Origin of the sequence: Rossellomorea sp. SC111 (genome assembly GCF_024733565.1) — a bacterium.
Taxonomy (GTDB): domain Bacteria; phylum Bacillota; class Bacilli; order Bacillales; family Bacillaceae_B; genus Rossellomorea.
In genome coordinates, this window is record NZ_JANIOC010000007.1 from 99362 (window position 1) to 125957 (window position 26596).

28 protein-coding genes are annotated in these 26596 nt (G+C 45.8%); 23 read left to right on the plus strand and 5 right to left on the minus strand.

Annotated features, from left to right (window positions below; translation table 11 throughout):
- Positions 1 to 144: 144 nt before the first annotated feature.
- The gene (locus tag NQ095_RS10800; protein WP_258263474.1) at positions 145 to 1260 is read left to right on the plus strand and encodes an NAD(P)/FAD-dependent oxidoreductase; all 1116 of its coding nucleotides are present in this window, start codon (positions 145 to 147) and stop codon (positions 1258 to 1260) included.
- 104 nt (positions 1261 to 1364) lie between these two features.
- Positions 1365 to 2921 (plus strand): ABC-F family ATP-binding cassette domain-containing protein, encoded by a 1557-nt coding sequence (locus NQ095_RS10805; RefSeq protein ID WP_258263475.1) that lies wholly within the window; start codon positions 1365 to 1367, stop codon positions 2919 to 2921.
- Positions 2922 to 2974: 53 nt separating this feature from the next.
- On the opposite strand, the gene NQ095_RS10810 is transcribed toward NQ095_RS10805, so the two are convergent.
- Entirely contained in the window at positions 2975 to 3700 is a 726-nt protein-coding gene (locus tag NQ095_RS10810; protein ID WP_258263476.1) for a GntR family transcriptional regulator, read from the minus strand.
- A 230-nt stretch (positions 3701 to 3930) separates the two neighbouring features.
- Here NQ095_RS10810 and NQ095_RS10815 point away from each other — a divergent pair, with 230 nt between their 5' ends.
- Together NQ095_RS10815 and NQ095_RS10820 are read left to right on the plus strand one after the other, a co-directional pair.
- The gene (locus NQ095_RS10815; RefSeq protein ID WP_258263477.1) at positions 3931 to 4386 is read left to right on the plus strand and encodes a MarR family winged helix-turn-helix transcriptional regulator; all 456 of its coding nucleotides are present in this window, start codon (positions 3931 to 3933) and stop codon (positions 4384 to 4386) included.
- 12 nt (positions 4387 to 4398) lie between these two features.
- Positions 4399 to 5997, plus strand: coding sequence for an MDR family MFS transporter (locus NQ095_RS10820; protein WP_258263478.1), 1599 nt, complete (start codon positions 4399 to 4401; stop codon positions 5995 to 5997).
- A 41-nt stretch (positions 5998 to 6038) separates the two neighbouring features.
- Here the strand turns inward: NQ095_RS10820 and NQ095_RS10825 are convergent, their stop codons facing one another.
- On the minus strand, positions 6039 to 6947 hold the full coding sequence (locus NQ095_RS10825) for a DUF899 family protein (protein ID WP_258263480.1): 909 nt from the start codon (positions 6945 to 6947) through the stop codon (positions 6039 to 6041).
- A gap of 253 nt (positions 6948 to 7200) precedes the next feature.
- On the opposite strand from NQ095_RS10825, the gene NQ095_RS10830 reads away from it, so the two are divergent.
- The 12 genes from NQ095_RS10830 to NQ095_RS10885 all read left to right on the plus strand — a co-directional run bounded on the left by NQ095_RS10830 (position 7201) and on the right by NQ095_RS10885 (position 17145).
- Positions 7201 to 8526, plus strand: coding sequence for a phenylacetate--CoA ligase family protein (locus NQ095_RS10830; protein WP_258263481.1), 1326 nt, complete (start codon positions 7201 to 7203; stop codon positions 8524 to 8526).
- 73 nt (positions 8527 to 8599) lie between these two features.
- Positions 8600 to 9568, plus strand: a complete 969-nt coding sequence (gene paaA / locus NQ095_RS10835) for a 1,2-phenylacetyl-CoA epoxidase subunit PaaA (RefSeq protein ID WP_258263482.1) — start codon at positions 8600 to 8602, stop codon at positions 9566 to 9568.
- Between the two features lie 16 nt (positions 9569 to 9584).
- Positions 9585 to 9941, plus strand: coding sequence for a 1,2-phenylacetyl-CoA epoxidase subunit PaaB (gene paaB / locus NQ095_RS10840; RefSeq protein ID WP_258263483.1), 357 nt, complete (start codon positions 9585 to 9587; stop codon positions 9939 to 9941).
- Positions 9938 to 10756 carry a 1,2-phenylacetyl-CoA epoxidase subunit PaaC gene (gene paaC / locus NQ095_RS10845; RefSeq protein ID WP_258263484.1) on the plus strand — a complete coding sequence of 273 codons (819 nt, stop codon included), beginning with the start codon at positions 9938 to 9940 and terminating at the stop codon, positions 10754 to 10756. The genes paaB and paaC overlap by 4 nt, the downstream gene beginning before the upstream one ends.
- Positions 10757 to 10769: 13 nt before the next feature.
- Positions 10770 to 11249 carry a 1,2-phenylacetyl-CoA epoxidase subunit PaaD gene (paaD, locus tag NQ095_RS10850; protein ID WP_258263485.1) on the plus strand — a complete coding sequence of 160 codons (480 nt, stop codon included), beginning with the start codon at positions 10770 to 10772 and terminating at the stop codon, positions 11247 to 11249.
- 43 nt (positions 11250 to 11292) lie between these two features.
- A complete protein-coding gene (locus NQ095_RS10855; protein WP_060671523.1) occupies positions 11293 to 11601 on the plus strand; it encodes an EthD family reductase in 309 nt (102 codons plus the stop codon).
- Positions 11594 to 12373 carry an enoyl-CoA hydratase/isomerase family protein gene (locus NQ095_RS10860; RefSeq protein ID WP_258263486.1) on the plus strand — a complete coding sequence of 260 codons (780 nt, stop codon included), beginning with the start codon at positions 11594 to 11596 and terminating at the stop codon, positions 12371 to 12373. The genes NQ095_RS10855 and NQ095_RS10860 overlap by 8 nt, the downstream gene beginning before the upstream one ends.
- Positions 12374 to 12385: 12 nt before the next feature.
- Positions 12386 to 13159 (plus strand): enoyl-CoA hydratase-related protein, encoded by a 774-nt coding sequence (locus NQ095_RS10865; protein WP_258263487.1) that lies wholly within the window; start codon positions 12386 to 12388, stop codon positions 13157 to 13159.
- Positions 13160 to 13183: 24 nt separating this feature from the next.
- A complete protein-coding gene (locus NQ095_RS10870; RefSeq protein WP_258263488.1) occupies positions 13184 to 14701 on the plus strand; it encodes an aldehyde dehydrogenase family protein in 1518 nt (505 codons plus the stop codon).
- Positions 14702 to 14771: 70 nt separating this feature from the next.
- Positions 14772 to 15647, plus strand: a complete 876-nt coding sequence (locus NQ095_RS10875) for a 3-hydroxyacyl-CoA dehydrogenase (RefSeq protein ID WP_258263489.1) — start codon at positions 14772 to 14774, stop codon at positions 15645 to 15647.
- The gene (locus NQ095_RS10880) at positions 15644 to 16849 is read left to right on the plus strand and encodes a thiolase family protein (RefSeq protein WP_258263490.1); all 1206 of its coding nucleotides are present in this window, start codon (positions 15644 to 15646) and stop codon (positions 16847 to 16849) included. The genes NQ095_RS10875 and NQ095_RS10880 overlap by 4 nt, the downstream gene beginning before the upstream one ends.
- A 74-nt stretch (positions 16850 to 16923) precedes the next feature.
- Positions 16924 to 17145, plus strand: a complete 222-nt coding sequence (locus NQ095_RS10885) for a hypothetical protein (protein WP_219167958.1) — start codon at positions 16924 to 16926, stop codon at positions 17143 to 17145.
- 27 nt (positions 17146 to 17172) lie between these two features.
- Here the strand turns inward: NQ095_RS10885 and NQ095_RS10890 are convergent, their stop codons facing one another.
- Positions 17173 to 18099, minus strand: a complete 927-nt coding sequence (locus tag NQ095_RS10890) for a hypothetical protein (RefSeq protein WP_258263491.1) — start codon at positions 18097 to 18099, stop codon at positions 17173 to 17175.
- 170 nt (positions 18100 to 18269) lie between these two features.
- On the opposite strand from NQ095_RS10890, the gene paaX reads away from it, so the two are divergent.
- A complete protein-coding gene (paaX, locus tag NQ095_RS10895; RefSeq protein ID WP_258263492.1) occupies positions 18270 to 19145 on the plus strand; it encodes a phenylacetic acid degradation operon negative regulatory protein PaaX in 876 nt (291 codons plus the stop codon).
- Between the two features lie 245 nt (positions 19146 to 19390).
- Here paaX and NQ095_RS10900 read toward each other — a convergent pair whose 3' ends face one another.
- Both NQ095_RS10900 and NQ095_RS10905 read right to left on the minus strand, forming a co-directional pair.
- The gene (locus NQ095_RS10900) at positions 19391 to 20056 is read right to left on the minus strand and encodes a DUF1129 domain-containing protein (RefSeq protein ID WP_258263493.1); all 666 of its coding nucleotides are present in this window, start codon (positions 20054 to 20056) and stop codon (positions 19391 to 19393) included.
- Positions 20049 to 20384 (minus strand): PadR family transcriptional regulator, encoded by a 336-nt coding sequence (locus tag NQ095_RS10905; protein WP_258263494.1) that lies wholly within the window; start codon positions 20382 to 20384, stop codon positions 20049 to 20051. Before NQ095_RS10905 ends, NQ095_RS10900 begins: the two co-directional genes overlap by 8 nt.
- 205 nt (positions 20385 to 20589) lie before the next feature.
- Between NQ095_RS10905 and NQ095_RS10910 the strand changes: the two genes are divergently transcribed.
- The 6 genes from NQ095_RS10910 to NQ095_RS10935 all read left to right on the plus strand — a co-directional run bounded on the left by NQ095_RS10910 (position 20590) and on the right by NQ095_RS10935 (position 26559).
- Positions 20590 to 21546, plus strand: a complete 957-nt coding sequence (locus tag NQ095_RS10910; RefSeq protein ID WP_258263495.1) for an NAD(P)H-dependent flavin oxidoreductase — start codon at positions 20590 to 20592, stop codon at positions 21544 to 21546.
- A gap of 374 nt (positions 21547 to 21920) precedes the next feature.
- Positions 21921 to 22892 (plus strand): ABC transporter substrate-binding protein, encoded by a 972-nt coding sequence (locus NQ095_RS10915; RefSeq protein ID WP_258263604.1) that lies wholly within the window; start codon positions 21921 to 21923, stop codon positions 22890 to 22892.
- Positions 22893 to 22908: 16 nt separating this feature from the next.
- Complete coding sequence (locus NQ095_RS10920) at positions 22909 to 23937, plus strand: ABC transporter permease (protein WP_258263497.1); 1029 nt, start codon at positions 22909 to 22911, stop codon at positions 23935 to 23937.
- Positions 23912 to 24706, plus strand: coding sequence for an ABC transporter ATP-binding protein (locus NQ095_RS10925; protein WP_258263498.1), 795 nt, complete (start codon positions 23912 to 23914; stop codon positions 24704 to 24706). Before NQ095_RS10920 ends, NQ095_RS10925 begins: the two co-directional genes overlap by 26 nt.
- A 249-nt stretch (positions 24707 to 24955) precedes the next feature.
- Positions 24956 to 25351 carry a thioesterase family protein gene (locus tag NQ095_RS10930; protein ID WP_258263499.1) on the plus strand — a complete coding sequence of 132 codons (396 nt, stop codon included), beginning with the start codon at positions 24956 to 24958 and terminating at the stop codon, positions 25349 to 25351.
- A gap of 101 nt (positions 25352 to 25452) precedes the next feature.
- Positions 25453 to 26559 (plus strand): Leu/Phe/Val dehydrogenase, encoded by a 1107-nt coding sequence (locus NQ095_RS10935; protein ID WP_258263605.1) that lies wholly within the window; start codon positions 25453 to 25455, stop codon positions 26557 to 26559.
- Positions 26560 to 26596: the final 37 nt, after the last annotated feature.

Below are 26596 nucleotides of genomic sequence, written 5' to 3' on the forward strand. Positions count from 1 at the left end.
AGTGCCTGGCACCGAATGCTGAATTGGTGCCAGGCACCAAACACCAAAAGTACAATTTGTGCCTGGCACCCATGTCCTCCGCCGTTGAGTTCGTCCTTCCACTGGAGTAAAATGAAAGAAAAATAGGATGAAAAGGTGTTTTACATGAAATCATTTATTATCGTAGGTGCCGGTATTCTTGGGGCTTCAACGGCCTATCATCTGGCGAAAGCAGGAGCGGATGTCACGATTATCGACCGAAAGGACTCCGGACAGGCAACGGATGCAGCGGCAGGAATTGTATGCCCGTGGCTGTCACAGCGCAGGAATAAAGTGTGGTATCGCCTGGCAAAGGGTGGGGCGAAGTATTATCCGAGCATCATCGAACAGCTCGAAGCAGACGGTGAGACTGAAACCGGTTATAAACGTGTGGGGGCCATCAGTCTCCACACGGATGTGCAAAAGCTCCATAAAATGATGGAGAGAGCGGAGAAACGCAGGGGGGATGCTCCGGAAATCGGTGAGCTGACGCTTCTGACTTCAGAAGAAACAAGTCAGCGCTTTCCGCTGCTATCAGAAGAGTTCCAGGCTGTACATGTAAGCGGCGCAGCCAGGGTAGATGGCAGGGCACTGCGGGATGCACTTTTGAACGGGGCTAAAAAGTACGGGGCATCATTTCGACATGGGGATGCCGGATTGTTACACGAACATGATCGGGTCACCGGTGTCATAATAGGAGACGAGGTCCTTAGGGCCGATGGGGTGATCGTAACAGCCGGCGCATGGGCGAAGGAACTCTTTCAGCCTCTCGGTATAGACTTTCTTGTGACCTCTCAGAAAGCCCAAATCCTCCATTTGGCAATGGAAGGGGGAGAGACGGGTGAATGGCCCGTCGTCATGCCCCCTAATGATCAATATTTGCTTGCCTTCCCCGAGGGGAAAGTAGTGGCAGGAGCAACTCATGAAAATGATGTTGGCTTTGATCCCCGGGTAACAGCGGGCGGAATCTACGAAATCCTTCAGAAGGCAACGGCTGTCGCACCTGGAATTGAAGATGGGGCAGTGGTGGAAACAAGAGTCGGATTCCGACCGTTCACTCCTGGATTCCTTCCGGTTTTCGGGGCAGTACCGGGGTTCGCTGATGTCTGGGTGGCAAATGGTCTTGGGGCATCGGGTTTGACGGTTGGTCCATATCTTGGATCGGAGCTTGCCAAACTGGTAATGGGTGAAGCTACCGATCTTGATCCTGCTGACTATGACGTAGCAGGGGCCATCGGGTAAGGGGAAGAAAAAAGCACCAGCTCATTTCCCCCTATCTTCTAAGCAAAAGGACCCTTATAATAGAGAGAGCGAATTTTAGTATAGAAAGAAAAGGTGTTTACGACATGAGTTTATTAACAGTCAAAAATTTAACCCACGGTTTCGGCGACCGTGCGATTTTTAATGACGTTTCCTTCCGTCTGTTGAAGGGTGAGCATATCGGCTTGATCGGCGCCAACGGAGAAGGAAAGTCTACATTTATGAATATCATAACAGGGAAGCTTGAGCCCGATGAAGGAAAAGTGGAATGGGCGAAGCGGATCCGTATCGGTTACCTGGATCAGCATGCGAAGCTTAAGCAGGGGATGACGATCCGGGACGTGTTGAAGACGGCGTTTCAATACCTGTTTGATATGGAAACGGAAATGAATGAGCTGTTTGCCAAGATGGGGGAAGCCACTCCTGAAGAATTGGAAGAATTGCTTGAGGAAACAGGGACACTCCAGGATGCCCTGACGAATAATGATTTTTACATCATTGATGCCAAGGTGGAAGAAATCGGCCGTGGTCTTGGGTTGGATGATATCGGTTTGGATAAGGATGTGCACGATTTAAGCGGTGGACAGCGGACGAAGGTATTGTTGGCAAAGCTTTTACTTGAAAAGCCGGACATCCTGTTACTTGATGAGCCAACCAACTATCTTGATGAACAGCATATCAACTGGTTGAGACGCTATCTTCAGGAATATGAAAATGCCTTTATCCTGATCTCTCATGATATACCATTCTTGAATAGTGTCATCAATCTGATCTATCATATGGAAAATCAGGAATTGAATCGCTATGCAGGGGACTATCACGAGTTCAAACGGGTCCACGAAATGAAGAAGCAGCAGCTTGAGTCAGCTTTCAAGAGACAACAGCAGGAAATCTCGGAGTTGAAGGATTTCGTGGCCCGCAATAAGGCCCGGGTATCCACCCGTAACATGGCCATGTCCCGTCAGAAAAAGCTTGATAAGATGGATATGATCGAACTGGCTGCGGAAAAGCCGAAGCCTGAGTTTCGTTTTAAACAAGCGAGAACCGCCGGCAGGGTCATCTTTGAAACGAAGGATCTTGTAATCGGCTACGATGAACCGTTATCAAAACCGCTCAACCTCAAGATGGAGCGTGGTCAGAAGATTGCTCTGTCAGGAGCCAACGGAATCGGGAAGACGACTCTATTACGAAGTATTCTAGGCGAAATCAAACCGATATCAGGTACTGTGGAACTCGGGGACTATCTCCATATCGGTTATTTTGAACAGGAAATCAAGACAAAAAATAGTAACACATGTATTGAAGAAGTGTGGAACGAATTCCCATCCCTTAACCAGGCGGAAGTCCGCTCGGCCCTGGCTAAATGCGGATTGACGACAAAGCATATCGAAAGCAAGGTAGAAGTGCTGAGCGGTGGGGAAAAGGCAAAAGTGCGACTATGTAAACTGATGAACAAAGAATCGAACGTCTTGGTCTTTGATGAACCGACCAACCATTTGGACGTCGAGGCGAAAGAAGAGTTAAAACGTGCCCTTAAAGAATACAAAGGGACCGTTCTCCTGATTAGTCACGAACCTGACTTCTATCTGGATGTAGCGACGGAAGTATGGAACTGTGAAGACTGGACGACGAAATTATTCTAACTCAAAAAAGCCGAACCCTGTGCAATAAAGGGGTCGGCTTTTTTTGTTTCTGACTACTCTGCCAAAACAGATTCGAGGGACGAATATCCGTGATCCTCCATCCTCAAATCGTCAAAACTGTGTTTCATATGAAGGTCGATCAGTTCAAGGAGAGTCTGCTGGTCTTTATTTTCAATGGCCTTCACCATTTCCTCATGTTCACGGAAACGGACGTTTTCCCCTGGCTCTATGTGATAGAATACATCGAATAAGAACAGATATACATTGGATTGAGTCAGCATTTCATCCATATAACGCATCAGGAACTTGTTGCCGCTGACTTCTGCGAGGAACAGATGGAACTGCTTATTGAGCTCCACATATTTTAACAGGTCTTTCTGTTTATACGTTTCCTGCTCATCTTCAAGGAAGGTATAAAGCCTCTGTAAATCCGATTTCCTCACTTTAGAAAGACCATATTTCACCGTTAGAAATTCCAGTTCCTTTCTTAATTCAAAGAATGAAATGATTTCTTCTTTTGTCGGATGAACGACGAAAGCACCACGATTCGGGATGATCTGAACGAGCCCTTCTGATTCCAAGCGTTTCAGCGCATGGCGGATCGGTGTCCTTGAGACCGCCATTTTTCCGGAAATGATTTGCTCGACAAGCTGTGTACCCGGTGCAATTTTTCTGGCGAGCAATGCGTCCTTCAAATGATCATATACTCGTAACTCTGCGGTTTGTCTCTTTTTCACCATCATCATCCATTCACTCGAAAATTTCCTACCATCTATCATAAACGAAAAATGTGCTGATCCAAAATTAGGTGGCTTAGAGCGATCAGCTTATTAGGCGAGGGAGAGGTGAGTCTCAGGATTTACATCACGGAAAAGTTTTTATAATGCATGTTTTCTGACATTTTTGCTCCCAAAAATAGGGGAGAAAAACCTGTTGACATTTTTACCTAAGGTGATTAATATTTAAACAGGTTAAATATTATATGTATGAATAGAAATGGGGGATGACCTTGGACCTGGAACAGATCCAACACTCTTATATAGATCGCTTGTTTACAGCATTTCACGTAACGAATCGTCATATTCAGCAGGAAATGGCGGTTGTATTGAAAGATATGAATTTAACGGGTCCCCAGTTTTTCATCCTGTATCTCTTGTCGACTTCTGACGATATGAAATCGACGGAACTCGCGGAGAAGTTAGATGTGAAGCCCAGTGCGATCACGGTCATGATAGATCGATTGCTGAAGAACGATTTTGTCTCGAGGCATAGAGACGAAAACGACCGCCGGATTGTAAAGTTAGAGCTTACAACAGGCGGGCGAGAGGTTTTTGAGATGGCGAAAAAGGTAAGGAGGAGAATATTCTCCCAATACCTGTCCTATCTTGAAGAAGAAGATGTGGAACAACTTGTCACCATCTATGAAAAGCTGGCTGCAGCCGTTGAGAACAATACAGAAGAATAAGGAGAGAAACATATGTCAGTACAACCAGGAATCAATAGACGTTTAGTTCTGACCGGTTTGATCATCGGGATGTTCTTCAGTGCCCTTGAACAAACGGTGGTAGGGACCGCGATGCCTACAATCATCGCAGAACTGAACGGGTTTTCCATTTTTGCGTGGGTAACCACGGCTTATCTGATCACTTCCACAACAGTTACACCGATCGTGGGGAAACTATCGGATTTATATGGCAGAAGATTATTATATTTAATCGGGGTCATCATCTTTATTATAGGATCAGGTCTTTGTGCCACAGCCACTTCCATGGAGCAGCTCGTTCTTTACCGAGGGCTTCAGGGAATCGGTGGAGGTATGATCATGCCCTTATCCCAAACCATCATCGGGGATATCTTCACGGCTGAGCAGCGTGCAAAGTGGCAGGGTGTGTTCGGGGCTTTATTCGGATTGAGCTCTGTCATTGGACCGTTCATTGGCGGGTTCATCGTCGATACGATCAGCTGGCACTGGATTTTCTTAATTAACGTACCATTCGGCTTATTATCAGCTCTTCTGTTATTCATTGGACTGAAATATGAAAATGTCGGGCGCGCGACGGATAAGGTAAGCATTGATTACCTGGGAATCATCACGCTGATCCCGGCCTTGGTCCTCTTATTGCTAGGACTGAATTTCGGTGGAGATAAGTTTGAATGGCTCTCAGGAACAAGCTTCATGCTCTTTGGCGGGTCAATAGCTTTACTTCTCGTGTTTGGATTTATAGAAAACAAAGCGAAGGAACCGATCCTTGATTTAAGTCTGTTTAAAAACCGGGTATTCGCCACAACAAATGCCCTTGGATTTCTTCTCGGGTTAGGAATGTTCGGAGCGATTATGTTCGTGCCGATGTTCATGCAGGGAATCCTCGGGGTGACGCCGACTCAAGCGGGATCTACCATGACACCGATGATGATCGCGTTGATCACGGCAAGTATTATCGGCGGTAGATTATTACTGAGACTACGATACCGTACAGTGTTGACTTCTGGTATGCTGATCACCGTGGTTGGCTTCTTCTTAATGAGTACGATGGGTCCTGAATCGAAGGAATATACAGCGTATATGTATATGATCGTGATGGGATTCGGAATGGGTCTTGTCATGCCGACCCTTATGATCGCAATTCAGAATGAATTCCCTAAATCGAGACTGGGGGCCGTCACCTCTTCCGCAACGTTCTTCCGTTCCATCGGTGGGACGATCGGGATCACCGTTTTAAACGCTGTGATGAATCAATCTCTTCAAGATAATATGAAAGATGTAGCGGCACAGCAGGATAATCCTGCTGCAGCGCAGATCCTTAGCGGGTTAAGTGAAAAAACGGATGCACTATTCGGACTGCTGGTGACCCCGGGGTTACTGGAAGTACCGAAAGAAATCGGCAGCATCGTGATCGCTTCGATTGAAACCGCATGGTCCGATGCCTTCACAACCGTCTTCTTAACAGGTCTGATTTTCATTGCCATCGGCGTGGGAGTGGCCCTGTCGGTTGGAAACGGGAAGATTAAACGTGATAAAGAATTACAGGAAGAAGCGGAAAAGGAAGAGGCAATCCTTAAACCGGCTACTGAATAATATGGAAAAAGCCTGCCTTGGATTTCAAGGCAGGCTTTTTTTCATTTGGATTTTCGTACCTCGTACAAATGAAACGACATTCCAAACGGATCAGATATCATTTCACTTTTCGCATGATTGACTTGCTCTACTTTGCAGCCGCTGTCCAGGAGGTTTTGCTTACTTCTATCAAAATCATCTACAGCGAATTCGAAATGCACGGTGTTATGCTCACTATCTTCAATGAAGAAGTTCCGACCATTCATCGAGAACTTTGTTTCCTTCTGTCCCTCTTTTTCAACCTTCATTCCAATGATATTCGTGTAAAATTGAATCGCCTCATGGTAATGCTTCACTCCAATTGCAACATTATGAGTGAGCTGAAAGGATGAACGAAGGTTATGCTTCAGCTGAGGGATAAAATCTTCAGATGGAGCATGTAATAAATCCAGTAAGGAATAAATGACGCAATATTCATCTCCTGGACCGAAGTAAGCAGAGCTGCAATGATAAATCATTCCTTCTTCATTTTTCTTGAAAGTGGATACCCCTGGCATGGAGGTTTTCTCATTTTTAAACCCGAGATCTTGTGAAAAAGTGTTTTCTTTCGATGATACAAGTGGAAAGGACCACCCTTTTGAAGCTGCAAAGTCTTCTTGAACGGCCGGGTCGTCTGGAGAGGATAGAACAAATTCACAACGACTTAACAAATGATGGTACACCCCATTAAAGCCATCCCCCCACATAGAACAATAGCGGCAATTCCTCCCCATATTATGGATGATGATAAGTTCATCCTTGTCCTTGAAAAGATCCTCTAGTGTAACGGTTTTTTGATCGGTTGTTAAAAAGAGGTAGTTTTTAACCTTTTGTGGTGCTTGTTCTTTGCGTAGTTGTGAAAGCTGCCTTTTCTTTTCCATGATTTCCAACTCTAATGCCTGTATTTCCTTCGTTCCTTCAAATGTGGTCAATTTATGCCCTCCCTTTAGAACTTGTTATATATAAGATTTCTGTATTGGTGTGAGATGTCCTTCTTTTCAGAAAATAGATCGTATCTTACATGGTCATCAACGAAGTTACTTTAATTAAATTTTCTGAAAATATATTGACAATTTCCAATAGACACGTTATCTTTTGAGTAGATACATATAACACATATTTTTATAAACGAATAAATAACGTTATATAAATATATTTTTATATCATGACAGGGAGGCCGATACATTGATTTTGCACGAGGTTGAAACTGCCGGTCGATCGCAAATGGAGCGCCTTCAACTAGAGAGACTGCAACATGTTGCTTCAGTCGTTTATGAGAAAGTTCCCTTTTACCGGGAACAGTTTGAGAGAAGGGGCATCAAGCCGGAAGATATAAAGTCTTTGTCAGACTTGAAAATGTTACCGCTTACAATTAAAAAAGACCTTCGTGATCATTATCCATTCGGCCTGTTTGCCGTAGAGCGTGAGGAAATGGTAAGGGTTCATGCTTCAAGCGGTACGAGTGGAAAGCCCACAGTCGTAGGCTATACCCAGAATGATATTGATATGTGGGGTGGGATCGTTGCGCGGGCGATTGCCATGGCAGGCGGGAAACCGGGGGATGTCCTGCATAACGCATATGGATATGGTTTATTTACCGGTGGATTGGGCCTTCATTATGGAAGTGAGAAGCTCGGGATGATCACAGTTCCGGTGTCAGGAGGGAACATGTCCAGGCAGATCACATTATTGGAAGACTTCAAGCCGTCCATCATATGCGGTACGCCTTCTTACGTTCTCAATTTAGCCGAATCAATGGAGGCGCAGGGAAAGGATCCGGCTTCCCTTTCTGTGAAGTACGGAATCTTCGGAGCCGAGCCATGGTCGGATTCAATGAGGAAGACGTTGGAGCGGAAGATGGATATTAAAGCATGCGACATCTACGGGTTAAGTGAAGTCATCGGACCCGGGGTTGCCATGGAATGTCATGAAGCGCGGGACGGCCTCCATATTGCAGAGGATCATTTCCTCGTTGAAGTTATTAATCCTGATACGTTAGAAACCCTTCCGGAAGGGGAAGTCGGGGAGCTTGTGTTTACGAGCTTAACGAAGGAAGCCTTTCCGATCATCCGGTATAGAACCGGCGATATCGCTTCGATTCAGCACGGAACATGCTCATGTGGACGAACAACGGTGAAGATGTCCAGGGTGAAAGGAAGAGTCGATGACATGCTCATTATCAGAGGAGTGAACGTGTTCCCATCTGAAATGGAGCATTTTCTGCTTCAGATAAATGAGCTTGCACCACATTATCAAGTTCACTTGAAGAAAAAAGGGGCACTGGATTTGGTGGAGCTGCAGGTTGAGGTGACGGATGAATGTTTTAGTGGGGTGTCGAACGACTTACATCATGATCGCCTGAATGAACTGGAAAGAAAAGTGAAGAGCCTGATGAAAGATCGTTGCTATGTTTCCATGGATGTCAAAGTGAGAGCACCAAGGGAAATACCCCGCTCAGAAGGAAAAGCTATCCGGATTGTCGATCTTAGAGGAGAAGCCATGCTTCAATAAATTTTTTTGAAAAAAATACCTATCACACGGATTAGTTATAACGTGGTATTTGTGTGATAAAGGAGGGGCAGTTATGAGTGACGTCTTGACAAATCAACCATTGACGGAAGATGAGCGTATGGCTCGTTTTATGAAAAAGATCGAGAATGACGAAAAAATAGAAGCCGATGATTGGATGCCGGATGAATACCGGAATGCGCTGATCAAGCTGATATCCATGCACGGCATCAGTGAAATCATGGGGGCGCTCCCTGAGAAGGAGTGGGTCCCGAAAGCGCCTACCCTCAGAAGAAAACTGGGGATCATGGCAAAGGTTCAGGATGAGATGGGACACGGACAGCTATTGCTCCGTGTAGCGGAAGATTTGATGAAGCCTTATGGGAAAACGAGAGAGAATATTATGAGAGATTTGTTTTCCGGAGATTTGAAGTTTCATAACGTCTTTCATATGGAGGCACCGACCTGGGGGGATGCAGGATTGATCGGCTGGCTCGTGGACGGGGCGGCGATCATTACGCAAACGAATATGCTTCATGCTTCCTATGGACCGTACGCCAGGGCGCTGAAGAGAATTTGTGCCGAAGAGGTATTCCATGCCCAGCATGGTGAGGCAATCATCATGGCTCTCGCAGAAGGAACGCCTGATCAGAAAGCATTGGTCCAGGATGCGGTGGACCGCTGGTGGGAATCGCTTCTGATGTTCTTCGGGCCGGGGGATGCGAAGACAACGGGCTCTTCCAAGCAGGATATTACCATCAAGTACAACATCCGGACGAAAACCAATGAACAGCTTCGTCAGGACTTTTTCACGAAATATGTTCCAAGAATACTGTCATTGGGACTGACACTTCCGGATGAAACGATGTACTTTGATGAAGGGCAGGATTTATGGATCTATAAGCAGCCCGACTGGAGCCGCTTTAAGGAAATCATTCGCAACAACGGGCCGAAATCGAAGGACCGTCTCCGTTTAAGGGAATTATCCTACGATAACAATGCATGGGTCCGGGAAGCGTTAAGCCCTGGTGACCGAGTAAGTTAGAAGGGAATGAGAAGACATGTCAGACAAGGGTCAGAACTTTTATCAGGAATTTGAAGTGTTCAGTAAACGGTCGGACGGGGCACAGATGCAGCATCAGTTCAGTCTGCTGGCTCCCAACCATGAGCTTGCCATGGTGATGGCTCAAGAGAATTTCATGAGAAGGGAACCGGTTTCGGATATCTGGGTCGTGAAACGGGCGGATGTACGGATGATGACGCCTGAAGAAAGAGAGAGTGTCTCCCGTCTTGATAATAAAGATTACCGTAACGCCAAGGGCTACGGCTATTTGAAAAAGAAGTGGAGACAGTACGAGCAGGAAATGCTGGATGAGAAAGAAATCATGTCATGGGGAGAGTTGGTGAAGAAGAAATGAACGTGAAACGTCCACAGGACATTCCGAATGCAGATTACAAGGAAGCCCTCTTGAGCCTCTTATATCAGCTGGCGGATGACGATTTCATCCTTGCTTACCGGGGATCTGAATGGCTGGGGCTTGCTCCCCATATCGAAGAAGATGTCGCGTTTTCTTCCATCAATCAGGATACGATGGGGCATGCGACCATGTTTTATCAGCTTCTTGAAGAGTTGGGGGAAGGCGATCAGGACCATCTCGCCCATGGTCGGAAAGCGGCAGAAAGAAGAAATGCCATTCTCCTTGAGGAAGTGAATGGTCCCGGTAACTATATGGAGGAGCCACGCTATGATTGGGCCTTTGCTGTGGTGCGTCATTATTTTTACAGTGTGGCGAAAAAAGTGCGGATCGACGCGCTTAAGAATTCTTCCTATCAACCACTTGCCGAAATGGCCGTCAAGATCAACACAGAATTGTACTATCACCTGCTTCACTGGAAAACCTGGTTCATACAGTTAATGAATGCAGGTGGGGAAGCAAGGGAGCGTATGAATAAGGCAATGGATAGAGTACTGGAAGAATTCGGGGGAGTCCTGGCCTTGGGGCCAAGGGGGAAAGAAATGTCTCTTATGGCTTTGATCGAAGGGGAAGAAAGTTTAACAAAACGTTGGGAGCTCGCACTAGAGCCCGTCTTCCAAACATGTCAACTATCTTTTCCACCGATTGTAAGCATGAAAAAGGGGAATGGACGCTTAGGTGAACACACCCCTGAACTGGATACGGCACTTTCGACCTTAAGCGAAGTCTATCAAACAAACCCGGCAGCAAGCTGGTAAAGGATGAAGGAAAATGACTGCAACCGTTTTAGATGTTCTTCAAACTGTGAAAGATCCTGAAATCGATTCCATCAGCATTGTGGATCTCGGAATGGTCAATCGCGTCGATCATCAGGAAGAAACTCTTGTGATCGAGCTTCTTCCCACTTTTGTAGGCTGTCCTGCACTGGATATCATTAAAGGCAATGTGGAGAAAGCATGCAGGGAACAGCTGGGAATTCAATCTGTACAGGTACAATTTGTCTACTCCCCGCCCTGGACCTCGGAGCGGTTGACCGAGAATGGCCGGGAGAGGCTGAAGGAATTCGGCATCGCGCCGCCGCCAGAACATTTTACAGGGGAAGAAGATTGGGAGATTCACTGCCCGTACTGTGATTCCCCCTATACCTCCATGGAGAACCTGTTCGGGCCGACCGCCTGTAGAAGCATCCTCTACTGTAAACAGTGCCGGAACCCGTTCGAAGCCATGAAACCTATATCCACGATGATGTAAAAAAATCTAGTAAACTACTGAAAATCAAAGGAGAGATTCCATTATGGTAAAACTGATCGCGTTATATAAGCACCCTGAAAATAAAGAGAAATTCGATGAGCACTACTTCAACACCCACGGTCCGATCACAGCGAAGATCCCTGGCTTGAAGAAGATGGACGTTACAAGGATTGTAGGATCTCCGATGGGCGGAGAAGGAAAATATTATTTAATGTGCGAAATGTATTATGACAGTCATGAAGCACTGAAGGCAGCCATGAAATCCGATGAAGGAAAAGCTTCCGGGAAGGACCTTATGGGCTTTGCCGCAGATCTCGTCACCCTCATGATCGGCGAAGAAGTGAATGAGTAAAGAGTACGAATATATCGTAGTGAGCGAGAGGGACGGACTTGGTTTCATCGAATTGAACAGACCGAAAGTCCTGAACGCCATCAATCGTCCCATGGTATCTGAGATCGTCCATGCTTTCGAAGCATTTGACCGGAACGACAATGTGAAGGTGATGGTGTTATCCGGCAGTGGGAGAGCGTTCGCTGCAGGAGCCGATATCGATGAAATGGCAGAGGACGGCGCCATTGATCTGGAGCTCTTGAATCAATTCACCGAATGGGACCGTCTGGCCTGGATCAAGAAGCCGATCATCGGAGCGGTCCAGGGGTTTGCGTTAGGTGGGGGATTTGAGCTTGCCCTTTGCTGTGACCTTTTATTCGCAACGGAGGATGCAAGCTTCGGCTTTCCCGAAGTGAATCTCGGGGTCATGCCGGGAGCAGGGGGGACGCAAAGGCTCACGAAACTGATCGGGAAATCACGTGCTATGGAATGGCTATTATCGGGAGACATGTTTACAGCCTCCCAAGCACTCGAATGGGGAGTCATCAACCGGACGATCCCGAGAGAGTTATTAATGGAAGAAACAGAGAAGTTTGCGAGGAAACTGGCTGCCAAGCCTCCCCTTTCCCTTCGCTTGATCAAGGAGTCTGTTCATAAAGCCGTGGATTCCTCGATTTATGAAGGAATGCAGTATGAGCGTAAGAACTTCTATCTGCTTTTTGCCTCTGAAGATCAGAAAGAAGGCATGAAAGCTTTTGTGGAAAAACGCAAGCCTGATTTCAAAGGAAAATAAGGAGGCTGCAGTATGTTTGAAACGATTAACTATGAAGTGAAAAATAACGTAGCCTGGATCACCCTTAACCGACCGGATAAACTGAATGCCTTTATCCGCCAACTAAATCTGGAAATCCAGAAGGCTGTGAAGGATTCTTCGCGAAATGAAGACGTGAGGGCCATCGTCATCACGGGAGAAGGCAGGGCATTTTGTTCCGGGCAGGACCTGAGTGAAGTGGATGAAAGAATGGATCACGGAGAAGTACTGCGGCATAACTATGGACCGATGGTGAAGGAAATAGAGCAGTGTGAAAAACCTGTCATCGCCGCTGTCAATGGAGTGGCTGCAGGGGCGGGGTTCAGTCTGGCACTTGCATGTGATTTCAGGATCGTGTCAGAGAAAGCGAGCTTTGTTCAAGCATTTGTCCACGTTGGATTGATCCCGGATTCAGGGAATCTGTATTACTTATCGAAGATTGTCGGATATGCGAAAGCACTTGAACTTGCCGTATTCGGTGAGAAGATCAAAGCAATTGATGCAGAAAAACTTGGCCTCGTCACGAAAATCGTCCCGGTTGATGAGTGGCAGGAAGAGACGGCTACGTTCGCAGAAAGAATCGCTTCCATGCCGACAAAGGCAATCGGCTTGATGAAGCGCTTATTGAAGGGGAGCGGAGAGCTTTCCTTCAACGAATACTTAGAAAAAGAAGCCTGTGCCCAGCGGATAGCAGGACAGACAGAAGATCATCGCGAAGGTGTGACAGCCTTCATGGAAAAAAGAAGACCAGCCTTTCACGGAAAATAAACCAACCTAAAAGGAGATGGAACGATGTCTACAGTAAAAGAGCAGAGCTTTGAAGTCCTTGAAATGAAAAGAGAACATTATTCATTGGTGATCAACGGTCAGCGTATGGAAAGCACAGCGGAAGAAACATTCACCACGTACAACCCTGCAACTGGTGAAGCGATTGCCACCGTTTCATTGGCATCAACAGAAGATGCGGAAAAAGCGGTGGAGGCAGCAAGGAATGCATTTGATTTTGGTAAGTGGAAAAAGTTCCCGATCAATAAACGTTCCCGTGTCCTCAATAAAATTGCAGGCATTATGAGATCCCGGTTCAATGAACTTGTATCCCTTGAAATCATGGACAGCGGGAAATCGCTATCCGCGGCACAAGGTCAAGTGATGCAGGCAATCGAAGACTTTGAATTCTATGCAGGTGCGATCGTGGGTCACCGCGGAACGGTCAATAACGTACCTGGTCAATTCACAAACGTCGCCGAGAAAGAACCGGTCGGTGTCTGTGCCCAGATCATCCCGTGGAATTATCCATTAATGATGGCTGCATGGAAAATCGCACCTGCCATCGCAGCAGGCTGTTCGGTCGTCGTGAAACCGGCAACGCTCACACCACTCACGGCCATCGTACTTGGGGAGATCTGCATTGAAGCAGGGGTTCCGGAAGGGGTCGTCAACATCATCCCTGGAGCGGGTTCTTCTGTCGGTAACTACTTAGTGGAGCATGAAAAGGTAGATAAAGTTGCCTTCACCGGTTCCACTCCGATCGGTAAAAATATCATGGAAAAAGCCTCCCAAACATTAAAAAGGGTCACTCTTGAATTAGGCGGGAAATCCCCTAATATCGTATTTGATGATGCCGATGTGGATGCAGCCGTCGACGGTTCCCTGTTCGGAATCTTCTATAATACAGGGCAGTCCTGTGAAGCGCGTTCCAGATTATATGTCCATGAAGACATCTACGATGAGTTCATGGAGAAATTCGTTGAAAAGACGAAGAAGCTGAAACTTGCTGATCCCCATGACAAAGGAACGCATATCGGGGCAATCATCAACCAGGGTCAGCTGGATACGATTGATGGATATGTTCAGTCTGCCAAAGAAGAAGGAGCAACGATTTTAGCCGGGGGAAGTACAGCCAAGGTGGAAGGCTTCGAAAATGGCTACTGGTATGAGCCTACCATCATCACAGATGTGAATCATGATATGAAGGTTGTAAAAGAAGAGATCTTCGGACCTGTCGTGGTTGTGATGAAGTTCAAGGATGAAAAAGAAGCGATCAAACTGGCGAATGATAGCGAATATGGACTCGGTTCAGCCGTATGGACTCAAAATCATGGTCGTGCGACAAGAGTATCGAAAGCGATCCAGGCAGGAATCGTCATGGTGAATTGTCCGTTCTCTGCATTCCCCGGGACTCCGTTCGGAGGCTACAAGCAGTCCGGCTTCGGCCGTGAGCTCTGCGTTGAAACCCTGGATCTGTATACTGAAACGAAGAGTATCATTTCGTACTTCGGAAACCGTCCGTTAAATCCATTTGGCGTATAAAAAACCAACATCAAGCAGGGGGTTGTCCTATCAGGGTCAACCCCTTATTGCAAGAAAGGGGAAATAAAGTATGTCACAGCATATCGTGGTAGTGGGTTCCGGTGTGATGGGTAGAGGGATTGCCTATGTAAGTGCAACAGGTGGATTCAGGACCACACTGGTTGATATTAAACAAGAGCAGTTGGATCATGCGAGAGAAGAGATTGAGCTCCTACTCCAGAAGGGGATCGAAAGAAACAAGCTCACTCAGCAGGGGTATATTGAAGCAAAAGAACTGATGAGCTATTCATCGAATCTATCGATTGCCGTCAGGGATGCCGACGTGGTCATCGAAGCCGTTCCGGAAAAAACAGACATCAAGCGTGGCGTATTTGAAGTACTGGATGCCCATGCACCTGAGTATTGCTATCTTGCGACCAATACGTCCACCATGAGTCCGACTGAAATCGGCTCCTTTACGAAACGGCCGGATAAAGTGATTGCCATGCACTTTTTCAATCCTGTACATAAGATGCCACTCGTCGAAATCGTGAGGGGATTGGAAACAAGCGATGAAACAGCGGAGGTCATCGGGCAGGTTGCCCGCCTAATGGGGAAAGAAACAGTGATTATCAATGAGTTTCCCGGTTTCGTCACAAGCAGGATATCGGCACTGGTCGGGAATGAAGCCTTCTATATGCTCCAGGAAGGACTGGGGTCCCCTGAGGAAATTGATAAAGCGATCAAGCTCGGCCTCAACTACCCAATGGGTCCCTTTGAGCTGGGGGATTTAGTCGGGTTGGATACACGCTTGAATAATCTAAAGTATCTTCATGAAAAGCTTGGCGAGAAGTATCGTCCTGCGCCATTGCTAGAGAAGTATGTAAAGGCAGGCCGCCTTGGCAGAAAATCAGGCAAAGGGGTCTATGATTATTCAGAAACAAAGGAAAAGGAGCATCAGTCATGAGGGAAGTTGTCATTGTCGATGCCGTCCGCACCCCGATTGGAAGGTATAAAGGAGCATTAAAAGAAGTGCGTCCCGATGACTTGGGAGCCCACGTAATAAAAGCCCTTGTGGAACGGAATCCCCTCGTACCCGTCGATACGATTGAAGAAGTGATACTTGGAAACGCCAACGGTGCCGGAGAGGATAACCGGAATGTCGCACGGATGTCGACTCTCCTTGCCGGTCTTCCTGTCGAAGTCGGTGCAACGACCATCAACCGTCTGTGCGGTTCTGGACTCGATGCTGTCAACTATGCAGCAAGGGCCATTTTAGCAGGAGAAGGGGAGGCCTTCATTGCAGGTGGTACCGAAAGCATGACGCGTGCCCCATATGTCATGGCTAAGCCTTCAAAAGAATTCCCGAGAGGAAATATGGAAATGTTCGATACGACGATCGGCTGGCGCTTCGTCAACTCCCGTCTGAAAGAAAGATACGGGACCGACTCCATGCCGGAAACGGCTGAAAACGTAGCGAAACAATTCAGGATTTCCCGTGAAGAACAAGATCACTTTGCCTATTGGAGTCAGGTGAAGGCGAAGCGTGCCATGGATGAAGAACGTTTTAAAGAAGAAATTGTACCGGTGGAGCTTCGTGATCGTAAAGGAAATGTCTCTACCTTTATGATGGATGAACATCCAAGACCCGACACCAATAGTGAGAAGCTGCAGAAACTTAAGCCCCTGTTCCAGGGAGGGACGGTAACAGCAGGGAATGCTTCCGGTGTGAATGATGGTGCTTCGGCCCTTCTTCTCATGAGCAGGGAAAAGGCGGAAGAATTAGGCGTTACGCCACTTGCCCGCTACGTGACGTCAGCCACTGCGGGACTGGAGCCTTCAGTCATGGGCCTGGGGCCGATCTATGCGACACAGAAGGTCCTGAAACGTTCAGGTCTAGCCCTGGACCAGATTGGACTAGTGGAGCTGAATGAAGCCTTCGCTGCCCAGTCACTTGCTTGCATCCGTGAACTCGGACTGAACGAAGAAATCGTCAACGTCAACGGAGGTGCCATCGCTTTCGGTCATCCGCTCGGAGCCAGTGGAGCCCGTATCCTCACCACCCTTTTATATGAAATGAAGAAAAGGAAGGTACGCTATGGCCTGTCCACCATGTGCATTGGAGTAGGTCAGGGAATCGCGACCCTCGTTGAGAATATAGAATCGTAAGTGCCCTGTTTTTGCAGGGCTTTTTGTGATTAAGAGTTTTCTTTTTTAGAAAGGATAGAGGTGAGGTGATAAAGATGGAATTTGAAATCATGACAGTCGAAAGTGAGATTCCTTGTCTTGTAGTCGCAGATGAAGATAACGGCAGATTTATGATCAGGAAGGCTGACACGAGCGGGGAAGTGTTCAACAGTCAGGAGGAACTTGTAAATTGGATCGAGGCAAACTGGTCCAAGGAAAAGGTAGTGAACACGTATGATTTTGTGAAGATGCTGGAAATGTTGAGGGTGTATCATTGAGGGACAGGCTCCCCCAGAGCCTGTCCTTCAATGTGTCACCGATCTTTTATTCTTTTTCGTAACGGGGATTCTGCCAATGAAGAATATTCCATTCAAGAAGATAGAGAAGGTAATGACATTCACGTAAAGGGCATAGAACATTTCATTTGGAACAGATGTATATAGTTTTGCGCCCAGCAATCCACCGAACCATGCACCACTCAATAGGATCGTATCGAAGAGAGACTGGTAGACAGGTTGCTTCTTACGCACATAACTGCCAAAAATATAAATCATAAGGATGGCAGCAAAATATAAAAACATCCCGTTAGAAAAAGTCCCTTCGTCATCAAGTCTCCAAAAAGGCATCCATAATAAAGAAACGAAGAAATTTGAGAGAAACACAAATAATGTGAGTTTCTTTATTCTTTCATCCCAGATGGTCTGTTTGTGCTCCCTTCTTTGATAAAAGGATGGTGGACGCCAAACAGGGTGTTCCTGATGATCTTTCGTCGTATCGAGGACGTTTGGTAACTGTGCCTCGTCCGTAAAGGGTTCTTTTATAATAGATTCATAATGGGAACGATAGTCCTCGGCCGGGACTTGATAGAGGTCCCATTTCGTCACATAGACCGATGCATTCATTTCCTTTATCCGTTGCAGCCAGGTTGCTAAATCTTTTTGTGTCTCAGATAGAAATAGTAGATAGTCTTCACTTTGGTCATTCACTTGATATTTGATGACGATTTTAGCCGCAATCCTATAGATGTCGACTGAAGATCTTTGCCTATCCGGATTAGGTAATACCAGAAGGGAGTAACCGATCAAAACTTCTTTCATATCTTCAAAGGGAATGGTGAGTTCTACTTCTTTTTTCTCAGATTTATGAAAGATCTTTTGAACATATCCCTCATCCGTCCACCGGGATTTCATGATGACCCTGTCTTCAGGAGGGTCATATTTTTGTAGGTCCATATGTTGCTCCTTTCTGTTATGCTATTTACCATTTTAATATATTCGATGGGTTCGTTTCACATTAGAATAAGAATATTCATTTATTTTCACGAAATGTTTGTGATATTATATTAATTAAACGTAAAATTAACGTCATAAATGAATGCAATAGGATAAAAGGAGAGGCAGCGATGAATACAAGATCAATGATCTTTACACTATACGGGGACTATATCCGCCATTACGGAAATAAAATTTGGATTGGCAGTTTGATTCGCCTGCTGAATGAATTTGGTCATAATGATCAGGCCGTCCGTGCCGCGATTTCCAGGATGAACAAGCAGGGATGGGTCCAGGCGGAGAAACAAGGGAACAAAAGCTATTACTCACTGACTGAACGCGGCGAGATCCGTATGGAAGAAGCGGCAAACAGGATATTTAAGCTGAAGCCTGAGCAGTGGGACGGTAAATGGAGGATCCTTATGTACTCCATTCCTGAAGAGATCAGGAGTATCCGTGATGAATTGAGAAAAGAGCTGGTTTGGAGCGGTTTTGGAACACTGTCGACGAGTACGTGGATTTCTCCCAACAACCTGGAGAAACAAGTGCAATCCCTTATCGATAAGTACGAGATTAAAGAGTACGTCGATTTTTTCATCGCAGAACATAAAGGTCCGAATGACAATCAACGGTTAATAGAAAAGAGCTGGGACCTGAACGAAATCAATGACCGCTACCAGGAATTCATTTCCCGTTACAGCCAACAATATATGATTGATAAGAGTAAAATCAGTAAAGGGCAAATGAGCGATGCCGAATGCTTCGTGGAAAGAACGAAGCTCGTCCATGAATACCGGAAATTCCTCTTCGTCGACCCAGGCCTGCCGGAAGAACTCCTGCCTGTAAAATGGCTCGGGGCCCACGCAGCCACTCTGTTCGGAGAATACTACAAAGAACTCGCAGAACCGGCATCCCGTTTTTTTGAAAGTGTATTTGAAGACGGAAACGAACTGAAGAACAAAGATGTGAGTTATAACGTGATGAAACATCCATTATTGCTGGATTGAATAAACCACCTGCCTGTTGCATTTAAGGATACCTTTTTAGAGCACAATTCAAGCTGGTTGGGAGATCAGGTTGAGAGGGAAAGAAAAAGTGAAACTCGCTAATTTTACTAAGGCGAATTTCAATTTTTTATATACCAATAATGTTGCTACGACAACTGCCATTTGAGCACATATTTTACAAGAAGCACCCCAATACGGATTGGTATAGGGGCATTTGACAGGTGGTTTTTTAGAGGGACGGACTTCTACTTTTTTAGAAAATAAGAGAGTGCTAAAAGGAACGCACCTGTAATAAGCGAAGCATACCAAGGAAACATGAATGAAGGCCCGATATTAGGCAGGAAGTAGATACTGCAAATAATGACCCCCATTGATATCATGCCCATTGTTCCTGCCTTAATGGAGTCTTTAATAGGGGTTTGCTTCTCTTTGAACAAGGATTTTTTAATAATAGAGAAGATAATCTTTACACCAATTAAACTTGAGCAGAATATAAGAATAGCAAGGATAGAGAATGTTACTGGATAAATTTCATTTCTTACTTCCTTAAACATTGGACCTATCAATAATAAAAATCCACGAGTCAACAAGAAGTATGCGAATAAATTCAAAGCTAATGATGCTATGAATGTAGCAATACTTCTCTTCTTTTCGAAGGGTAGCTGTTCAATGATATCGTCAGCGTAAGCCTTGGGATCTTCTCCTAAAATCATTCTCGCTGTTTTACCCTCACGCTGTCCATCAATGATATGATCCAGGATTTCCATCAATATTTCCTCGGTCTGCTGCTCTGATAATGTAAGCTGAAGACGCATGTATATCAGAAAGTCCGAATAATACTTTTCATTCTCTTCTGACAATCTTGTTCGTTTCTGATTATTTAATTCGATCAATTGCTTTGCTTCAATCATTCTGGTTCCCCCTTTTTAATAATGCAGTGACCGGTAATACGATTTGTTCCCATTCCCTTGATATATCAGAGAGTGCTGTATGTCCTTCCTCCGTTAAATAATAATATTTTCGGTTGGGTCCAGATTCTGAAGGCTGCATTTCCCCGCGGATTAAATTATTTTTCTGGAGCCGTAGCAATACTGGATATATAGTCCCTTCGCTTACATCCTGTAATCCTGAAGACTGCAGTTTTTTTGAAAGTTCATACCCGTAGACCGGTTCTTTTTCAATTACAGAAAGAACGCAACCATCTAATATCCCCTTTAATAGCTGACTGCGGATAGACATATGATATGAATCCCCCACTTCTATTATATTGCATTACAAGGTACTGAGTGATTAAACAGCTACCTTGCTTTGCAAAGTAGCTGCTTTTAGAATATGTGTTTAGGAATAAATTGTCAACAAAAAACTTCAAATTAGTGAAATTATCTTTTGGACTTGTCGAACAATCCCAAAAAGTATAACATAAATTTAACGAAGGGGGATTATAATGAATAATCTAACGAACGTCTTACATATAAAATATCCTATCATTCAAGGTGGCATGGGGAACATCAGCAATGCCCCGTTGACGGCGGCAATCTCTGAAGCAGGAGCACTCGGTACAATCGGAGTCGGTACCATGGGCGTGGAGGAAGTGGAAGGGATCATCACCGAAACAAAAAAGAGGACCAGTGAGCCTTTCGCGCTGAACATTCCGATTTCCATCACACCGCATCTGAAAGAAATGGTTCGCTTAGTGGTGAAGCATGGGATTCCGGTCGTTTCTTTATCAGCGGGAAATCCATCCCCGCTCATTCCCTATTTTCATGAACACAACGTAAAGGTGATCTGCGTCGTCGCTTCGAAAAAGCAGGGGAAGAAAGTAGAAGATGCAGGAGCGGATGTAATCGTGGCGGAAGGATATGAAGCTGCAGGGATCAACTCCAACCTGGAAACAACCACTCTGACTCTTATCCCACAGCTCGTGGATACGGTGAAGATTCCCGTAGTCGCTGCAGGAGGGATCGGTGATGGACGTGGACTTGCTTCCATGCTTGCCCTCGGTGCCAGTGGGGTACAAATGGGAACACGTTTCATCGCGACCAAGGAAGCTCCTTTTCATGAAAACTATAAATCTACACTGGTGGAAGCAAAGGACGATAGCACGGTCATCGTAGGACGTTCTGTCGGCAGGGTAAGACGTGTGATGAAGACACCTTATGCAGATGGGTTGCTTCAAAAAGAGCGGGAGGGGGTCGCCCCTGATGAATTCAACAACATGACATCCGAAGATCATCACCGGATTGGGGCGCTTGAAGGGAAACTGGATCAGGGCTTCATCAACGGCGGGCAGGTGTCCGGTCTTGTAGAGGATATTCCAACAGTAGAGGTGCTACTGGAAAGAATGATGAGCGATGCAAACAGGATTTTCAGAGAGCTTTCCAGTTACGGAATGCGTTCTTAATAGATTAAGGTTTTCTAAGCGCTGCTCCTTTTAGGGAGGGCGCTTTTTTTTGGGTGGAGCTCGCAAAGTGGCACAGGTTCAACATCCCCCATCACAGATTCCATCCTCATGTCAGAAAGCTATTGCACAAAAATTTTCCGTAACTTCCTCTAGATATTCACCCCAAGACCGACTATACTAGTATTAATTTTTAAATTTTCCGAATATTATTGACTATTTTGTGACTGGAGTGATAATATAACGTTGTATTTACGTTCGCTCATATTTTTATCATACATGGATTTGCTAGTCTAGTAGACTACTGATCATATATCAGGAAGAGAAAAAGGGGGATTTCTGTGAAAAAGAAGAGTTTATTACTTGTTGTGATCTCTATGTTATTTGGAATGCTGATCCTATCAGGATGCGGTAGTGATAAGAGTTCCGGCGATGGAGATGGTGAGAAGCAATATGTCATCGGGGTAACTCAGATTGTGGAACATCCATCATTGGATGCAGCGTTTGAAGGTTTTAAGAAGGCTTTGGATGAAAACGGTTTCAAGGAAGGCGAAAACGTTAAGTATGATGTTCAAATCGCGCAAGGAGATCAAAGTAATTCTCAAAGCATTGCGAAGAACTTTGTCGGGGACGGTGTAGACCTCATCTTTGCAAACTCAACCCCAAGTGCACAAACTGCCCTGAATGCAACGAAAGACATCCCAATCGTATTCACCTCTGTCACTGATCCTGTCGGTGCTGAACTGGTCAAGTCATTTGACGAGCCAGGTGAGAATATAACAGGTACGACAGATACTCACCCAGAAGCGATTTCAAAGACACTTCACTTTATTACGGATGAAATGAAAGCGAAGAAGATCGGGATTGTGTATAATTCCGGAGAGCAAAATGCTGTCGTTCAAGTAGCTGAAGTGAACAAGCTTGCGAAGGAAAAAGGCGTAGAAGTGGTTGAAGCAACGGTTTCAACGTCTGCAGATGTGAAGCAGGCGACTGAATCCATGGTAGGAAGGGTCGATGCCCTTTACATCCCGAAAGATAACACAGTCGTTTCAGCCCTTGAGTCCGTCATCACGGTAGCCAATGAAAAGGATATTCCTCTTTTTGTAGGAGAACTTGATTCATTGAAAAAAGGAGCTATTGCAGCGAGTGGATTCAACTATGAAGATCTTGGTTACCAAACCGGGTTGATGGCAGTGAAGATTTTAAAAGGAGAGAAAAAACCTTCTGAACTCCCTGTACAGGCTCCGGAAAACTTTGAATTGATGTTCAATAAAGCGGCAGCTGAAGAACAAGGTGTGGAAGTACAGGAAGCCTGGTCAGACCTTGGGAAGTTTATCGAAGAAAAATAGGAAAGGATGATGATTCGTGCCAACAGCAATATTCGCATCCTTTGAATCTGGAATCATTTACGCTATTATGGCCCTCGGAGTCTATCTGTCCTTTCGGATATTGGATTTTCCAGATTTAACAGTCGATGGCAGCTTCGTAACAGGGGCCGCTGTCGCTGCAACCATGATCGTCAGTGGCGTAAACCCCGTCATCGCAACGATTACGGCGATAGTGATTGGATTTGTAGCAGGATGTATAACAGGTTTACTTCATACGTTTGGTAAAATTAATGCCTTATTATCAGGGATCTTGATGATGATCGCCCTTTATTCCATCAATCTCCGGATCATGGGGAGGTCGAATGTACCCCTGCTCAGTCAGGATACTGCCTTTACAGGGATAGAAGGATTCTGGTCCCCTCTTGGAATCGATGCCGCCCTTAATAAAGTATGGACGGCCATCGGACTCGGGGAACCTGTTCCGGGAACGTGGAGCATTCTATTCATCATGACGATCATTACGCTTGTGATCAAATTTTTGACAGATGCATTTCTGAAGACGGAAATCGGGTTGGCGTTGAGAGCGACAGGGGATAATCAACGGATGATCCGCAGCTTCTCGGCCAATACGAATCTGATGATCATTCTCGGTTTAGGCATCTCGAATGGGATGGTGGCACTATCCGGTGCCCTGATCGCCCAATACAGCCGTTTTGCCGATGTCGGAATGGGGATCGGGATGATCATCATAGGGCTCGCTTCTGTCATCATCGGTGAAGCATTATTCGGAACGAAGACAATTGCCCGTACGACTTTAGCCGTAATCGGTGGGGCGATTATCTACCGATTGGTCGTTTCCATGGCCCTTCGAGTAGATTTCCTTGAAACAGGAGATATGAAACTGATCACGGCGACCATCGTCATTCTGGCACTTGTCATGCCTAAGGTGATGGATCGTTACAAGGATAAGAAACGGAAGGCACAGCGGATGGCGGACCGACTAAACCAAACGCCGATTTCAGAGAGAAAGGGTGATGGCGGTGTTACAATTAAATCGAATTCATAAGGTATTCAATGAAGGGACGCCCGATGAAAAAATCGCCCTTGATGATATTCAGCTCTCTCTGAAACCAGGTGATTTCGTCACGGTCATCGGCAGTAACGGTGCGGGGAAATCGACACTGATGAATATCGTTTCAGGGGTACTGCTTCCTGATATCGGAAATGTGTTGATTGATGATCACGAAGTATCGAAGGTTTCTGAGTATAAACGTTCCAAGCTGATCGGCCGCGTATTCCAGGACCCCATGGCAGGGACGGCGCCATCCATGACCATAGAAGAGAACCTGGCCATGGCGTATTCACGCAATCGGACGAGGACCTTTAAGATGGGGGTCACGAAAAAACGGAAAGTGTTCTTTAAAGAAGTACTTGAAACCCTGCATCTCGGACTTGAAAACCGTCTGAATGCCAAGGTTGGGTTATTGTCAGGTGGAGAACGGCAGGCACTTTCCCTCTTGATGGCGACCTTCACAGAGCCATCGATCCTACTGCTGGATGAACATACGGCCGCCCTTGATCCGGCCCGTGCGGATCTGATTACGAACCTGACAAAAGAGATTGTGGAGAAATACAAGCTCACCACGTTGATGGTCACCCATAATATGCAGCAGGCGCTGGATCTCGGGAACCGTTTGATCATGATGGATAAGGGGCAGATCATCCTTGAAGTGAATGAAGAACAGAAGAAGCATCTTACCGTCGAAGGACTGCTACATGAATTCCAGAGGATCCGAGGCAGTCAACTGGCAAGTGACCGTGCACTTCTTTCATAGGCTAATAAAAAAATAAACAACCTTCTGTAAAAAGCAACGGGACTTTGGTTCCGTTGCTTTTTTGCGTTAGTAGAGTGAGGGACGGACCTTCCGCGATGCGGAAGGTCCGTCCCTCTGCATAACTTATATTAATATAATATTTTAAATATTTTAACAATTTATTGACTATTTATAAAACAAAATGTTATTATATCGTTGAATTAACGTTATATAAAAATATATTATTCGTTGGTTTAAAGGGGGCAAGCAATGAAGTCTGGACTAGCAGTAGGCCATACAGCCGTTATTACGACTGAAGTCACCCCCGGCATGTATGCCCAGTTTGAAGGAAACGTGGTTCATCCCGTGTATTCAACGGTGTCGATGGTATATCACATGGAGTGGGCATCCAGGAAAGTCATTCTACCCTATTTGGAAGAGCACGAAGAAGGAATGGGGGCAAAGGTGAACGCCAGCCATGTGACGCCGGCGAAAACGGGTTCCCATCTTGAAATCAGAGCGAACGTTATTGAATATGAACGAAATGTCATCATAACCGAAGTGACTGTCAGAGATCGAGAGAATGACAGACTCATTGGAAAAGGTGAAGTGAAGCAAGTGGTATTACCCAAAGAGAAAATTAACGAAAGAATAAAAGAGGGCTAGATCCATTTAATAAGCAAGTAGTAAAAGGAGGAAGCACAGTGTCTAAAGTATCGACTGAATTGAAAGCGGTTACAAACAGAGAGCTTGTAGGGGGAAATGAAATGGATATGTTCCAGAGAATACAAAACCATGAACAAGTCGTATTTTGCAACGATGAAGAAACAGGGCTTAAAGCCATCATCGCCATACATAATACCACTCTTGGACCAGCTCTTGGCGGATGCCGCATGAGACCGTATGCATCAGTGGATGAAGCGCTTGAAGACGTCCTGCGCCTATCCAAAGGCATGACGTATAAATGTGCCGCAGCCGACGTGGACTTCGGTGGAGGCAAGGCGGTCATTATCGGAGATCCGGAAACAGATAAGCATCCGGAGTTGTTCCGTGCCTTCGGTCAATTCGTTGAATCCCTAAACGGAAGATTCTATACAGGGACGGACATGGGGACCACGCCTGAAGATTTCGTTTATGCCTTAAAAGAAACAAATTGTATCGTCGGTGTCAATGAAGAGTACGGTGGGAGCGGTGATTCATCCATCCCGACTGCCATGGGCGTGATTAATGGCTTGCAGGCGACAAACCAAAACGTATGGGGCTCAAAAGACCTTCATGGGAAAAGCTACGCCATTCAAGGACTTGGGAAGGTCGGGTTTAAAGTAGCCGAACGACTGCTTGAAGAGGGAGCAGATTTGTATGTAACGGATATCAGTCAGAAATCAATCGATCTATTGGTTGCGAAAGCGAAAGGCATGGGAGCAGCCATAAAGGTCGTATCGGGAGAAGAAATTTATTCTGTCGATGCGGATGTTTTCGTTCCGTGTGCCATCGGGGGAGTCATTAACGATCACACGGTGGATCAGTTGAAAGTTAAAGCGGTCGTGGGCTCTGCCAACAATCAACTATTAGATCTTTCCCATGGCATGAAGCTTCACGAAAAAGGGATCCTGTACGCCCCGGATTACATCGTCAATGCAGGTGGATTGATCCAGGTTGCGGACGAATTATACGAGCCGAACAAAGAACGTGTCCTGCAAAAGACTAGCGCCATCTACAACAGCCTTCAGAACATCTATCTGCAGTCAGAAAATCAGCACATGACAACGGTGGAAGCGGCCAACCGTTTCTGCGAGGACCGGATTCACGCACGCACGAGAAGAAACAGCTTCTTCTCCCATGCGAAGCGTCCGAAATGGTCGGTTAGAACGTAAATCCAGGCAATTTCATAAAAACATGATTATCCCAAAT

Coding starts and splice junctions, on each gene's coding strand:
- NQ095_RS10855 (WP_060671523.1), top strand. CDS start 11,293: ATGGTAAAACTGATCGCGTTATATAAGCACCCTGAAAATAAAGAGAAA.
- NQ095_RS10810 (WP_258263476.1), bottom strand. CDS start 3,700: ATGATAGATGGTAGGAAATTTTCGAGTGAATGGATGATGATGGTGAAA.
- NQ095_RS10885 (WP_219167958.1), top strand. CDS start 16,924: ATGGAATTTGAAATCATGACAGTCGAAAGTGAGATTCCTTGTCTTGTA.
- NQ095_RS10880 (WP_258263490.1), top strand. CDS start 15,644: ATGAGGGAAGTTGTCATTGTCGATGCCGTCCGCACCCCGATTGGAAGG.
- NQ095_RS10910 (WP_258263495.1), top strand. CDS start 20,590: ATGAATAATCTAACGAACGTCTTACATATAAAATATCCTATCATTCAA.
- paaX (WP_258263492.1), top strand. CDS start 18,270: ATGAATACAAGATCAATGATCTTTACACTATACGGGGACTATATCCGC.
- paaC (WP_258263484.1), top strand. CDS start 9,938: ATGAACGTGAAACGTCCACAGGACATTCCGAATGCAGATTACAAGGAA.
- NQ095_RS10805 (WP_258263475.1), top strand. CDS start 1,365: ATGAGTTTATTAACAGTCAAAAATTTAACCCACGGTTTCGGCGACCGT.
- paaD (WP_258263485.1), top strand. CDS start 10,770: ATGACTGCAACCGTTTTAGATGTTCTTCAAACTGTGAAAGATCCTGAA.
- NQ095_RS10890 (WP_258263491.1), bottom strand. CDS start 18,099: ATGGACCTACAAAAATATGACCCTCCTGAAGACAGGGTCATCATGAAA.
- NQ095_RS10820 (WP_258263478.1), top strand. CDS start 4,399: ATGTCAGTACAACCAGGAATCAATAGACGTTTAGTTCTGACCGGTTTG.
- NQ095_RS10915 (WP_258263604.1), top strand. CDS start 21,921: ATGTTATTTGGAATGCTGATCCTATCAGGATGCGGTAGTGATAAGAGT.
- NQ095_RS10935 (WP_258263605.1), top strand. CDS start 25,453: ATGGATATGTTCCAGAGAATACAAAACCATGAACAAGTCGTATTTTGC.
- NQ095_RS10860 (WP_258263486.1), top strand. CDS start 11,594: ATGAGTAAAGAGTACGAATATATCGTAGTGAGCGAGAGGGACGGACTT.
- paaA (WP_258263482.1), top strand. CDS start 8,600: ATGAGTGACGTCTTGACAAATCAACCATTGACGGAAGATGAGCGTATG.
- NQ095_RS10865 (WP_258263487.1), top strand. CDS start 12,386: ATGTTTGAAACGATTAACTATGAAGTGAAAAATAACGTAGCCTGGATC.
- NQ095_RS10930 (WP_258263499.1), top strand. CDS start 24,956: ATGAAGTCTGGACTAGCAGTAGGCCATACAGCCGTTATTACGACTGAA.
- NQ095_RS10800 (WP_258263474.1), top strand. CDS start 145: ATGAAATCATTTATTATCGTAGGTGCCGGTATTCTTGGGGCTTCAACG.
- NQ095_RS10875 (WP_258263489.1), top strand. CDS start 14,772: ATGTCACAGCATATCGTGGTAGTGGGTTCCGGTGTGATGGGTAGAGGG.
- NQ095_RS10870 (WP_258263488.1), top strand. CDS start 13,184: ATGTCTACAGTAAAAGAGCAGAGCTTTGAAGTCCTTGAAATGAAAAGA.
- NQ095_RS10905 (WP_258263494.1), bottom strand. CDS start 20,384: ATGTCTATCCGCAGTCAGCTATTAAAGGGGATATTAGATGGTTGCGTT.
- NQ095_RS10900 (WP_258263493.1), bottom strand. CDS start 20,056: ATGATTGAAGCAAAGCAATTGATCGAATTAAATAATCAGAAACGAACA.
- paaB (WP_258263483.1), top strand. CDS start 9,585: ATGTCAGACAAGGGTCAGAACTTTTATCAGGAATTTGAAGTGTTCAGT.